The organism is Halosimplex yunnanense (genome assembly GCF_054504345.1).
The window spans coordinates 450,970-463,738 of record NZ_JBTJEL010000033.1; the positions used below are offsets into that span (position 1 = coordinate 450,970).

The window sequence follows — 12,769 nt, forward strand, 5'->3', positions numbered from 1 at the left end:
AGCTCGAACCCGAGAAACCAAAAAGAACGTCCAAAAATAGAGAGTGAATCGAAACGGTGCCGCCCGAGGTGGATCGATGTCGAGGCGCCGTCAGGTGGTTACGGCCAGGTGCCGGCCTGCTCGGCGGCGTCGAGGACGCGCTGGATGGCGACGACGTACGCGGCGACGCGCATACTCGGCAGGTCGTGTTCCTCGTAGGCGTCGACGAGGTTCCAGAACTGCTCGACGGTGATGTCTTCGAGGCGCTCGTTGACGGTCTCCTCGTCCCAGTAGAAGCGCTGGCGATTCTGCACCCACTCGAAGTACGAGACGGTGACGCCGCCGGCGTTGGCGAGGATGTCCGGGACGATGATGACGTCCTTGTCCTCGAGGATGTCGTCGCCCTTCGGCGTGATCGGACCGTTGGCGGCCTCGGATATCACGTCGGCCTGGACGCCTTTGGCGACCTCCTCGTCGATGGCGTTCTCGAGCGCGGCGGGGATCAGCAGATCGACGTCGAGCTGGAGGAGCTCCTCGTTGCTGATCTCCTCGTCGGCGCCCTCGAAGCCGACGACGCTTCCCGTCTCGCGCTTGTGCTCTTTGGCGGCGACCGCATCGAAGCCCTGTTCGTTGTAGATACCGCCGCTGGAGTCGGACGCGGCGACGACGGTCGCGCCCATCTCCTCGATGAGCTTCGCGGAGAGCCAGCCGGCGTTCCCGTAGCCCTGGACGGCGACGGTGGCCTGGTGGATGTCCTTGTCGAGGTAGTCGAACGCCTCGCGGGCGGCGATGACGGTCGAGCGACCGGTCGCCTCGACGCGGCCCTCGCTCCCGCCGCTGGAGATGTCCTTGCCGGTGATGACGCCCGGCTCGGTGGTGTTCTCGAGGGTCTCGTAGGTGTCCTTGATCCAGTTCATCTCGCGCTGGCCGGTGTTGACGTCCGGCGCCGGCACGTCGCGGTCCTCGCCGATGAGCGGGGTGAGCTCCTTCGCGAAGGCGCGCGTGATGCGCTCGAGTTCGTCCTCGGAGTAGTCGTCGGGATCGATGATGATGCCGCCCTTGCCGCCGCCGAGCGGGATGCCGGCCGTCGCGGTCTTGTAGACCATCCAGCCCGAGAGGGCCTTGACCTCGTCGCGGGAGACCTGCGGGTGGTAGCGGATGCCGCCCTTGTACGGGCCGCGGTCACCGTTGAACTGCGAGCGGAACGCGCGGAAGACCTCGATCGACCCGTCGTCCATCTCGACCGAGAGGTTCGTCTCGAGGATGCGCTCGGGATTTTTCAGGCGGTCGAGCATGCCCTCGTCCACGTCGAGGTACTCCGCCGCCTCGTCGATCTGTTCCTGTAGGCTCTCGAAGGGGTTTACGTCGGATCCCATGTATGGACACTCGTATACTTCTGATAAAAATAAATCGGAATCGTCCAGATATCGGGCCGATAGCTGGAAAATTATTATACAGGAAGGGTGTCCAGATAATAATAGGTATATAACCACATAAAACACGAGTTGACGATCCGGGCGGTGACTCAGTAGCGACTGAAAATCGCTGGGCCGAGAGGGGGTGCTCGGCGAGCGATCGACCAGATCGCGGCCGAAATCGGGCCGCGTCTGCCGGTTGTCAGCCCGAAGTCTGACGGCCTTTTATGACCACCGCCGCGTCACTCGAAGACGCCGGGGCGCGGCACGGTCACACGCTCCCGTTCCCCGCCTCGCAGTGGACATCCCATCCAATCCCATCCTTTCGTACCGACTCACGTCGAGTCAGTCGTAGAGACCGCGGTCGGCTCCATCCGAAGCGTCACCGGCGACCCCTCGACCGTCCAGTCGCGGCTGTGGCCGCTTTCGTCGACGCCGGCGTCGACTGCATCACCACCTTCCGTGGCCGCGACGGTGAGATCGGAGACCCGGACGTCTTCACGCAGTTCTTCGGCGTGCTCGGCGACGGCCGCCCGGACCTCCGCGTCGGCAGTGAGGACCGACAGCCGGACCCGTCGATCGACCGCGAGATCGAGGTCCGCACGCATCTCCTGGGCGCGCCGGGCCACGTCGCGAGCGAGTCCCTGACGGCGTAGCTCCTCGGGAAGCGCCGTATCGACGTAGACCGTCCCGCCGTCGAAGGGGACGCACACTACGTCGTCCGGCACTCGCTCGACGACCGAGACTAGGTTCTCGGTCACCTCGTAGTCGGTCCCCTCGACGGTGACCGCCAGCGGCAACTCGGAGACGGGTCGGCCCTCAACGGCGTCCGCGACGGTCGACGCCGCCTCGCGGAACCGCGGGCCGAAGGCGTCCATCTCGGGGACGAGCACGCGCTCGCGAGCGGGGTACCGGTCGGTGAGCGCGACGGCCTCGGCGTTGGTCCGCTCGGCCAGCAGGTCGCGGTGGGTCTCGACCGCCTCCGCGACCGACGAATCAGTCGTCTCGACGACGGCTTCGGCGACCGGCCAGCGGTGTTTGCGCCCCATCTCCTGGCGAGCAGTAGCGACCGCGCCCTCGACCTCCCGGAGTGCGTCGACGTGCGTGACCAGCTCCGGACGGACGGGCAGGTCGAGGTCGGTTGCGTCCGGCCAGTCCGTGGCGTGGACCGTCGGCTCGCCCGCGTCCGTCGGCCCGTCCCCACCCGCCGACCCGTCAGCGTCCGCCGGCCTGTCGAGCGCGTGGTAGAGCCGCTCGGCGAGGTGGGGCGCGAACGGCGCGAGCAGCCGGACCGAGGCGCCGAGAACCGTTCCCAGCGCGTCGTAGGCCGCCCGCTTGTCCGCCGTCGAGTCGGGCGTCCAGACGCGCTCGCGCACCGTCTGGACGTAGTACCGCGAGACGTCCTCGACGAGAAAGTCGAGGGTCGCGTCGAGCGCGACGTTCGGCTCGCGGGCCTCGAAGGCCTCGGTCGCCGTCTCGACCGTCTCGTGCAGGCGGGCGAGCACCCACTCGTCGAGGACGGTCCGATCGGCGGAGTCGGCCGTCAGACCCAGCGTGGGCCGGTAGTCGTCCTCGGCCATGAACATCGCGGCGAACCGGGCGACGTTCCAGACGACGTCGAAGCGCTCCCGGGTCGTCTCGACGCCCTCCATGTCGGAGGTCATCGTCACGTCCTGGCCCTGCTGTTCGTGGCCGAGCAGGTGCGCCCGCAGCGCGTCGCGCCCGTGGGCCGCGGCAACCTCCGGCGGCCGCAGGACGTGCCCGCGGGACTTCGACATGGGTTCGCCGTCCAGCAGCGCCCACCCGTGCATCAGCACCTCCTCGTAGGGGGCCCGGTCGGCGAATGCGACGCCAAGGTACAGCTGCATCAGGAACCAGCCGCGAGTCTGGTCGTTGCCCTCGACGACGAGGTCGGCGGGCCACTCGTCCGGCGTGGGGTTCTCGCTCGGCCGCTCCCGCAGGCTCGCCCACGACGCGACGGCGGAGTCGAACCACACGTCGAGCACATCCTCGACGCGCGTCGCCCCGCCGCCGCAGTCCGGGCAGGGGATCGTCACCTCGTCGACGACGGGACGGTGCGGGTCCTCCGGGACCGCGTCGAGTCCGGCGCGCTCGGCGAGATCCTCGCGCGAGGAGACGACCACGTCGCGGCCGCAGTCGTCGCAGTGCCACACGGGCAAGGGGCTCCCCCAGTAGCGCTGGCGGGAGACGTTCCAGTCCGGCCCGTTCTCGACGGTGTTGCGGAATCGCCCCTCGCGCGCTTCTTCGGGGTACCACGTCGTCTCGCCGACGGCGTCGAGCAGGTCGGCTTTCAGCCCCGTCACGCGGACGAGCCACTGCTCGGCGGCGCGGAACACCACCTCCGCGTCGCAGCGCGGACAGCGCGGGTACTCGTGGGTGAACTGCTCGGTGGCGAGGAGCGCACCGGTCTCCCGGAGCGCGTCCGTGACGGCCGCGCGGCCGTCGCCGTGGACGCGCTGGCCGGCGAACGGCCCGGCCTCCGCGGTGAATCGCCCGGTCAGATCCACCGGCGAGTACGCGGGGGCGTCGAGGCCGAGTTCGCGGGCGCGCTCGAAGTCCTCGTGGCCGAACCCCGGCGCGGAGTGGACCAGCCCCGTCCCGTCGCCGCCGGTCTCGACGTAGTCGGCGTGGGTGACAGTCCCCCGCGGCGTCGGGTGGTCGGGGAGCCGGTCGGCGAGCGGGTTGTCGTAGGACACGCCGACGAGGTCGCTGCCCGGCAGCGTCTCGGCGACAGCGTAGTCGTCCGCGGCGACGCCCAGCGCGTCCATCACCGCGGGCACGCGCTCGGAGGCGACGTACAGCGGGCCGTCGGTCGCGACGCCCGCGTCGAGCGCGCCGTCGGCGACCGCTACCGCGGCGTACTCCCCGTCGGCGTCGACGGCGACGAACTGATTCCCGACGAGCGTCCACGGCGTCGTCGTCCACGCGACGAGCGTCCCCTCCCCGTCGGCGAGCGGGAAGCCGACGTAGGCGGCTTCGACGGTCCGATCCTCGTACTCCAGCCGCGAGTCCGAGACCGCCGTCTCGCAGCGCGGGCAGGTGTTGACGACCTGTCGACCGCGCTCGACGAGGCCGCGGTCGGCGAGTCCGGCGAAGGCGTCCCAGACGGCGTCGACATACTCGGGATCCATCGTCTGGTAGACGTCGTCCCAGTCCATCCACACCGCGAGATCGCGGAACTCCTCGTCCATGACTGCGCGCTGCTCGTCGACGAACTCGCGACACTCGTCGACGAAGCGGTCGACGCCGTAGTCCTCGACCGCCTGCTTCGTCTCGAAGTCGTGGGCCTGCTCGACGTTCACCTCGACGGGCAGTCCGTGGGTGTCGTAGCCCGGGCGCGCGCGGACCGCGCGGCCCTGCATCCGGTGATAGCGCAGCAGCGCGTCCTTGAGGATCTTCCCCCACGCGTTGCCGACGTGCATCCGCCCGCTGGTGAAGGGCGGGCCGTCGAGGAAGTAGAACGCCTCGCCGTCGCGTTCGCGGGCGCGCCGCTTGGCGTACTCGTAGGCGCGGCTGGTCTCCGCGGGCGCGTCGACGTCCGGGAAAGCGTCGGGGTCGCGCCAGTGGTCGTTGACGTGCTGTTCGACCGCGTTCGGGTCGTAGTGGTCTGGTAGTCGTTCCGGCATCGATCAGATGTGTCTCGTCGTGTCGGTCGGCGTGCAGTGCGAGGCGACTCGCCGGACCGCGCGTCCGGAGGCCGAGTCGCCGCTGGCGGATCGAGACTCACAGCACGAGCGGGCCCGGTTCGAGGGCGTCCGCGGGCGGACGCGACCGCCGGCGTCGGACGAGACTGGCGTCGCTGACGGATTCGAACGGACCGTCGCGCCCCGAGAAAGTTGGTACTATGCCCCTGACGGGGCAATAATGAACGCCGCCGCGGCCGGAGCCTGCCGCGTCATTATCTGAGTAATCCGCCTCGGTCGATAAATCGTTTTCGGCGCGTGTCGGGGACCGCGTTCGAGCGACGGGCCGTCACTCGTCCCGACGGTACGCCAGCGGCCGGAGCGTCTCGGGGTCACCGTCCGGGCGGTCGACCGCGCCGATCGCCTCGAACCCGCACGCCTCGTAGAACGGGACGAGTCCCTCGCGTGCGAGCAGCGAGAGGTCCACGTCCGAGAGCGGCGGGTGGGTCACCAGCGCGGCCAGCAGTTGCTCGCCGAGGCCCTCGCCGCGGCGACCGGCGCGGACGATCACGTCGTAGACCATCGCGTAGTACGTGTAGTCGGTCAACACCCGCGCGGCGGCGACGAGGTCGTCGGTCGCCTCGTCCCTGAGCGCGACCACCTCGTCGGTGGCCGCGAGCGCGCGGCGGAGCGTGGCCTCCTCGCGGTCGGCCCACCACTCGTAGGTCCGATAGAGGTCGATCAGTTCCGCTGTCGCCGCTGGTCCGAGCGAACGCTCGACGGTGACGGACATGCGCGTGGGGAGCGACGGCAGCGAGAAAAGCGTGTCTCCAGTGTGTGAGAGATTCCCGGTCGGCGGGCGAGCCACTTAGATCGCCCGCAAGCCGTTTTTCCGGTGCGGGCCCCTTTCTGGAACATGAGCGATTCGCTCGCGACGCGACTCAAAGCCGACGGCGACGGCACCGCGACGGTGACGGCGGTCCCCGACGGGAGCGTCGACCGCTTCTACGAGGTGTTCGATGGCGAGCGCCGCGTCCGCCACCGCGAGGCGTTCGGCGAGGCGATCACGGAGGGCCACTCGCCGGCGTTCCGCGTCCGCCGCACGTCGGTCGAACCCGGCGGCCACGCGGTCAACATGGCCGAGCAGGCCGATCTACTGGGGAACGACGTGACGCTCGTCGGCCACTGCGACGACCCGGTCTTCGAGGCGCTCCCCTACGAGACGGTCTCGATGGGCGAACCCTCGGACGTCGACGTCTACGGCTTCGACGACGGCGACGTGCTGATCGCGGAGCCCTCCGCGGACATCGCCGACTGGTCGCTCGCCGACCTCCGGGAGGCCGCGGCCGAGCGGTTCGACGAGCTCCTGACGGCGGAGGTCGTCTTCTGGACGAACTGGACGACGTTCGACGCGACGCCCGAGGCGCTGTCGTCGCTCGCGCGGGCCGACCCCGACGGCGAGTACTTCCTCTTCGATCCGGGGAGCCTGTCGGCGCGCTCCCCCGACGCGATGGAGCGGCTCGCCGACTCCCTGCGCGACCTGGGTGAGGCGTACGACGTGGTGCTGGCCGTCAACGGCGGCGAGGCACGGATGCTGGTCGACGGCATCGCGGGGGAGCGCGACTCCGAGTCGCTCGCAGATCTGACAGCGGCGCTCCGCGAGACTGCCGATCTCACGGCCGCGGTCGTCCACGAGGCCGACGAGGCCGTCGCGGCCACGCCCGAGGGCACCGTCCGCATCGAGAACGTCGCCGTCGACCCCGTTCGCCACACCGGCGGCGGCGACCGGTTCGACGCCGGACTGTCGCACGCGCTGGCACGCGAGTGGGACTGGACGGACGCGCTCCGGCTCGGCAACGCCTGCGCCTCCCGATACATCGCCACCGGCGACTCCGCCACGCCGGAGGAGCTGGCAACGTTCGTCCGCGAGCGCGAGTGAGTCGGCCCGGCCGCGCGTATTCAGGCACGGGCGTCAACCCGCGCTGGCTCGTTAGCTGCTGACACAGATGGTTCGACCGCGCTCTCCCGCCGCCGTACCAGATCGCGCCGCGTCTCGTCCGCCGACTGTCCCGGAACCGATCGGAGCCGCGGGGCGGTCGCCGTGACGCCTGACCTGAAACCGCTCGACCAGCAGGTGATGGTGATCACCGGCGCCACGTCGGGCAACGGGCTGGCGACCGCTCGGATGGCCGCCGACCGCGGCGCCTCGCTCGTCCTCGCCGCCCGAAGCGAGGGCGCCCTCGACGAGTTGACCCACGAGATCGCAGAGCAGGGCGGCGATGCCGTATACGTCGTCGCCGACGTGAGCGACCCGGAAGACGTCGAGCAGATCGCCGCCGTCGCCGAGGACAGCTACGGGGGGTTCGACACGTGGGTCAACAACGCCGGGAAGTTCATCTACGGCCGCCTCGACGAGACGCCGATCGACGACATGCGCGAGCTCTTCGAGGTCAACGTCTGGGGGCTGCTCTACGGCTCGCTCGTCGCCGCGGAGCACTTCCGCGACCGCGGGAGCGGCGCGATAATCAACGTCGGGAGCGTCGTCTCCGAGCGGGCGATGATCCTGCAGGGGGCCTACACCGCCTCGAAACACGCCGTCAAGGGGTTCACCGACACCCTCCGGATGGAACTCGAAGAAGAGGGCGCGCCGGTGTCGGTGACGCTCGTCAAGCCGGCGGCCATCGACACGCCCTACGCCGAGCACGCGAAGAACTACACCGACAGCCAGGTGACGCTCCCGCCGCCGGTCTACGCGCCCGAGACGGTCGCGCGGACCATCTGCCACGCCGCCGAACACCCCGAGCGGGACGTCTACGTCGGCGGGGCCGCGAAGAACATGGCCCAGATGGAGTACTACGCGCCCGGGCTGCTCGACACGATCATGGAGCGGCTGTTCGTCGGGCTCCAGAAGCGCGACCGGCCTCCCCGTCCGCCCGCGGAGAACGCATTCGACCAGCCGAGCGGCGAACTGAAAGAGCGCGGCGACCACGGGGGCCACGTCGCAAAGCGGAGCCTCTACACGCGCTTTGCGACCAGCGGTGTCAGCGGGAAGACCGTCGGTGCCCTCGCGGTCGTGGCGGCGGCCGGCTACGCCCTCTACCGGGCGGCGCGCGAGGACGAAAGCCGGTCTCAACGACGAGTCGACGCCGATTCGAACGAACGGGGCCGACGGCCGCGCGGGATGGTCACCAAGCGGCGGTGAGCGGGAAGACTCCGCCGAGCACGGCAGTCAGCAGACCTGCCAGCCGCCGTCGACGTGCAGGAGTTCGCCCGTCGTGTAGTCCGCGGCGTCGCTGGCGAGGTAGCAGATCGCGGGCGCGATATCTTCGGGGGTTCCGGCTCGCCCCATCGGGACGTCCTTCAGGAACTCCTCCTCGCCCTCGTCGGCGGCGGCCTGCGTGGCCGCTTCCGTCCAGCCGTCGACGAACTCCGTCGCGATCTGGCCGGGCGCGACGGCGTTGACGCGGATCCCCGAATCGGCCAGATCGAGCGCGGCGCCGCGCGTGATCATCCGGACGGCGCCTTTCGTCGCGTCGTAGCCCACCTGTCCGTGCTGGGCGAGCGAGGAGCTGATCGACGCGGTGTTGACGACGACGCCGGGGTCGTCGCGGTCGATCATGTCCCGTGCGGCGGCCTGCGTGCCGACGAAGACGCCGCGGACGTTGACCCCGAACATGGCGTCCAGTTCGGAGGCGTCGAGGTCGGTGATCGAGCCGCCGCGGAACAGGCCCGCGTTGTTAACCATCACGTCGACGCCCCCGTACTCCCGGGCGGCCTCGACGACGCTCTCGACCTCGTCGGGGTCGGACACGTCGGTCTCGACGTAGTGGGCCTCGCCCCACGAATCCCTGATGACGTCGTGGGTCGGTTTCTCGGCGTCCAGATCCTTCGGGTCCGGGCGTACATCGGCGACGACGACGGTGGCGCCGGCCTCCCCGAATTCGATGGCGGTCGCGCGGCCGATACCGGAACTGCCCCCGGTGACGACGACGACCTCGTCGCTGAAATCGAAGCTTGCAGTCCCCATGGCCGAACCGTCGACCGAGAAGGCCAAAACGCCACCGCCGGTCGCGGGCATCGATCGGGAGACCGGCCCCGAGTCCCGAGAATCGCCACAAAGCTCATTCTGGACGCGGTCGCAGCGTCAGGTATGCAGGAGGCCTGGATCCAGCTCCGGTGTCCGGACTGTGACGAACAGTGGGAAGCCAACCCCGCGGACCTCCACAGCCCCGACGAGGCGTTCACCTGCGAGGGCTGCGACGGGACGCGCCCGCTGTCGGAGTTCACCAAGACCCAGCGCGACTTCGAGATCCTCCGAGATTTCCACGCGAGCTAGAGCCACCCGGAAGTTTCGCCCGAACGAAAAGAGACAGGTTACGATGCTTCGAACTCGGATGGGATGACCGAGTTCGATGCGGTAGTTTTTGACCTCGACAACACGCTTTGCGTCCCGACGCAGAGCGACGAGGAGATCCACGAGGCGATATTCGAGCGCACGGGGATCCCGGAGTTTTTCCATCCCGCCGACATGAACGACATCGACTGGTCGGCGTTGCCCGAAGCTGACTCGGAACGGGCCCACTACGAAAACGTCTACCGCGCCGTCGCGGCCGAGGTCGGTGCCGACCCAGACCACGCGCCGCCACTGGCGGAGGCGACGGTGGAGGTAATGAATCCGGTCGCAGTGGAGTTCCGAGACGGTGCCGAGGAAGCGCTCGCGTACGCCCGCGACCGGTACGATGTCGCGCTCCTCACGAACGGAACCGAGGAGTCCCAGCTGCCGAAAGTCGAACGGCTCAGCGTCGCCGACTGCTTCGAGGCGGTCGTCTGCTGCGGGCCGGGCACCGGGATCGAATCGAAACCGCATCCGGAGCCGTTTGAGCGGGCCCTCGACGCGCTCGACACGGCCCCGGATCGAACAGTCTACGTCGGCGACCGTCACGACGGCGATGTCGTCGGCGCCCACGAGGCTGGCATGCAGTCGGTGTGGGTGCCGACGGGGGTCCCCGGCGAGCACCACCCCGCAGACCCTGAACCCGAACCGACTCACTGGCTCGACGGGATGGACGAACTGCGAAGCGTTCTCTGAGGACGGGTGGCCCGGGACTCACCGAGCCGGGCTGATCGTTCTCGTAGCACAGCTGTTCGTCGAGCGGGTCTGAAAGTATCGGATACTGTTGAGCCGCTCAGACTTCGGCGGGGAGGCCGGCGAGTTCCGCAGCCTCGTCGGCGGAGGCGTCGTCGTGGAGGACGGCGGCGACGGCTCGGGTGATGGCCTCGGGGTCGTCGTGCTGGAAGATAGAGCGGCCCATCGAGACGCCGGCGGCGCCGGCGTCGACGGCACCGCGGACCATCGAGAGGGTCTCGCGGTCGGTGCCCTTCGAGCCGCCGGCGATGACGACCGGGAGGGAGGTCGCGTCGACGACGCGGTCGAAGGTGTCGGCGGTGCCGCTGTAAGCGGTCTTGACCACGTCGGCGCCGAGTTCCTCGGCGAGGCGGACGGCGTGGCTCAGGTCCTCGGCGAACAGTTCGGGGTCGTCGTCGCGCACGTCGTGGCCGCGGGCGTAGGCCATCGCGAGCACCGGCAGGCCGTAGCGCTCGGCCTCGCTCGTGACCTCGGCGAGCTTGGTGATCTGGTCGGGCTCGTGCTCGCTGCCGACGTTGATGTGGAAGGAGACGGCGTCGGCGCCGGCGCGGACGGCGTCCTCGACAGTGCCGGTCATCCGCTTGTCGCTCTCGTCGGGGCCGATCGTCGTCGAGCCGTTGAGGTGGACGATGTAGCCCGCGTCGTTTTTGTTCGGGTGGACGCGGCCGGCGACCCCCCGCTGGGTGAGGACGGCATCGGCGCCGCCGCGCGTGATCGCGTCGACCGTCGATTCGAGGTCGACGAGGCCTTTCACCGCTCCGAGCGTGATCCCGTGGTCCATCGGGACGATGAGGTACCGCCCCCCTGTCCCGATGCGGGCGAGACGCGCGTCTTTCCCTGCAGTCATGTTGTGTGAGGGTGTGGCAAGTACGGTAATGTGCGTTCCGGTTGCGGCCCGCCTTGCGCGACCACGGCACGCCGACCGCGGTGATGTTCACCGACTCCCCACACCGCCCATTCGTTTTCACCACTGATACTCTAGGGCGTATAGATATAGTGCATAAATCCCTCGTAGCAGATAATGAAGTCCTGCGTCTCTATTTTAATATCTCTCGCCTGTGTCGCCGTCGTGGTCGGGGCGCTGACGACGGTCGGCGCGGCGGCTCCTCTGCCGGCGGACGACCGGCCGGCGTCACTGCCTGGCAGTGCGTCCCCAGAGATGCAGGAATCCGGCCAGATCGCGTCCGAGACCACCGGACCGACGACGAACGTCACCGTCCGACGGACCGAAGAGCGAGCAGTGGAGTACACTCTCCGCGTGACCGACCGCCCCGAATCGGGTCGGCTGTGGGTCGTCCTCCGCGGTCCGGCCACCGTCCAGTCGTCGTCGGGGTTCGATCGGGCATCCAGCAGTAAAGTGACGCGACTGGTCGCAAACCGGTCAGCGGCGGACGAGTCCGCGTTGACAGTCAAGATCAGCGCGAACGGAACGGCGAGCGACGAGACGATCGTCGCGGACGACTGGACGTTCGGGACGGTCCCGTTCGTCGAACTCCAGTGGACGCACGGCGGGTCGGTCGAGCGCTCGTGGCCGCTGACCGAGCGGCGCGCGCCCGACGCGGGATCGCCGGCCTCACTCGGTCACAGGTACGCCGTCGTGGGGGACCACGATCTGACCCACCGCTCGACCCCGAACGGCGGGATCGACCTCGTAGTTCCGTCGGGGGCGATGGACGGGACCCGGACCGACCGGGTCGCGGACTCGCTCGCGCGGGCATCCCGCGACCTGGACGTGGGTGACCGCGGCGACGACGTGCTGGCTTTCGCGGCACCGGATTCGATCCGCTGGGGCGGCGAGTCCGTCCCCGCCCACGACGAACTCTGGGTCAACGCGGGCTCCCGCCTCGACGACCCCGAGGCCGTCTGGCTCCACGAGTACGTCCACACCCGCCAGTCGTTCCGCCTCGCCGAGAACATGACGTGGTTCCGCGAGGCCAGCGCCGAGTACTACGCCGCCGCGCTCGCGCGCGAACAGGGACTGATCGACAGCGCGGCGATGGAGCGACACCTCGACGGCGCGCCGTCGTCGGCGACGCTCACCGACCCCGATAGCTGGGGCAGCGACGCGGTCCCCCAGCGGAAGGGCGGGCGCGCGCTCGCCGTCCTCGACCGGCGGATCCGCGAGCAGACCTACGGCCACCGCTCGCTGGAGGACGTCTTCCGCCGGCTCAACCGCCACGACGGCGTCGTCACCTACGCCGCCTTCGCCCAGACGGTCGCCGAGGTGACCGGCGAACCCGACGACGACTGGCTCGACAACCACGTGAACGGGTCGGCGCCCGTCGCGGAGCAGTACGGCCCCGACGCGCGACCGCTCGGTGCCAGTCTCCTCGCCGGGTTCGGACTCGGCGAGACGACGGAGTCCGGGTTCGGTGAGACGACGGAAGCAGGGATGGAAAGCGGTGGCGCGTCCGCAGCGCTCCGCGGCACGGGCGAGGTATTCTTCGCCATCTCGACCGTATTCAGCGTTCTCGCCGGGATTCCGCTGTACGGCGCGCTCCGCTGGCTACAGCGGCACGAACGAGGCGAGCGCGAACGGGGGCAGCCGTTCGACCGGACGATGGGTACTCCCTGAAGCAACGGAG

At 69.4% G+C, this 12,769-nt stretch carries 10 protein-coding genes; 5 read left to right on the forward strand and 5 right to left on the reverse strand.

Annotated elements, in window-relative coordinates; translation table 11 throughout:
- Positions 1–98 precede the first annotated feature (98 nt).
- The 3 genes from AB2U09_RS10950 to AB2U09_RS10960 all read right to left on the reverse strand — a co-directional run bounded on the left by AB2U09_RS10950 (position 99) and on the right by AB2U09_RS10960 (position 5,831).
- Entirely contained in the window at positions 99–1,355 is a 1,257-nt protein-coding gene (locus tag AB2U09_RS10950) for a Glu/Leu/Phe/Val family dehydrogenase (protein WP_459192749.1), read from the reverse strand.
- Between the two features lie 374 nt (positions 1,356–1,729).
- Positions 1,730–5,041 (reverse strand): isoleucine--tRNA ligase, encoded by a 3,312-nt coding sequence (gene ileS, locus AB2U09_RS10955; RefSeq protein WP_459192750.1) that lies wholly within the window; start codon positions 5,039–5,041, stop codon positions 1,730–1,732.
- Between the two features lie 346 nt (positions 5,042–5,387).
- Positions 5,388–5,831, reverse strand: a complete 444-nt coding sequence (locus AB2U09_RS10960) for a GNAT family N-acetyltransferase (protein WP_459192751.1) — start codon at positions 5,829–5,831, stop codon at positions 5,388–5,390.
- Between the two features lie 123 nt (positions 5,832–5,954).
- Here AB2U09_RS10960 and AB2U09_RS10965 point away from each other — a divergent pair, with 123 nt between their 5' ends.
- Both AB2U09_RS10965 and AB2U09_RS10970 read left to right on the forward strand, forming a co-directional pair.
- The gene (locus AB2U09_RS10965; RefSeq protein ID WP_459192752.1) at positions 5,955–6,977 is read left to right on the forward strand and encodes a carbohydrate kinase family protein; all 1,023 of its coding nucleotides are present in this window, start codon (positions 5,955–5,957) and stop codon (positions 6,975–6,977) included.
- A 162-nt stretch (positions 6,978–7,139) separates the two neighbouring features.
- Entirely contained in the window at positions 7,140–8,240 is a 1,101-nt protein-coding gene (locus AB2U09_RS10970) for an SDR family oxidoreductase (protein ID WP_459192753.1), read from the forward strand.
- A 27-nt stretch (positions 8,241–8,267) separates the two neighbouring features.
- Here AB2U09_RS10970 and AB2U09_RS10975 read toward each other — a convergent pair whose 3' ends face one another.
- Positions 8,268–9,065, reverse strand: a complete 798-nt coding sequence (locus AB2U09_RS10975) for an SDR family NAD(P)-dependent oxidoreductase (RefSeq protein WP_459192754.1) — start codon at positions 9,063–9,065, stop codon at positions 8,268–8,270.
- Between the two features lie 123 nt (positions 9,066–9,188).
- On the opposite strand from AB2U09_RS10975, the gene AB2U09_RS10980 reads away from it, so the two are divergent.
- Together AB2U09_RS10980 and AB2U09_RS10985 are read left to right on the forward strand one after the other, a co-directional pair.
- A complete protein-coding gene (locus tag AB2U09_RS10980) occupies positions 9,189–9,374 on the forward strand; it encodes a DUF7836 family putative zinc-binding protein (RefSeq protein ID WP_459192755.1) in 186 nt (61 codons plus the stop codon).
- Positions 9,375–9,437: 63 nt separating this feature from the next.
- Positions 9,438–10,127 (forward strand): HAD family hydrolase, encoded by a 690-nt coding sequence (locus AB2U09_RS10985; protein WP_459192756.1) that lies wholly within the window; start codon positions 9,438–9,440, stop codon positions 10,125–10,127.
- 97 nt (positions 10,128–10,224) lie between these two features.
- Here AB2U09_RS10985 and AB2U09_RS10990 read toward each other — a convergent pair whose 3' ends face one another.
- Complete coding sequence (locus AB2U09_RS10990) at positions 10,225–11,031, reverse strand: 2-amino-3,7-dideoxy-D-threo-hept-6-ulosonate synthase (protein WP_459192757.1); 807 nt, start codon at positions 11,029–11,031, stop codon at positions 10,225–10,227.
- A gap of 174 nt (positions 11,032–11,205) precedes the next feature.
- Here AB2U09_RS10990 and AB2U09_RS10995 point away from each other — a divergent pair, with 174 nt between their 5' ends.
- Positions 11,206–12,759 carry a hypothetical protein gene (locus AB2U09_RS10995; protein ID WP_459192758.1) on the forward strand — a complete coding sequence of 518 codons (1,554 nt, stop codon included), beginning with the start codon at positions 11,206–11,208 and terminating at the stop codon, positions 12,757–12,759.
- Positions 12,760–12,769 lie beyond the last annotated feature (10 nt).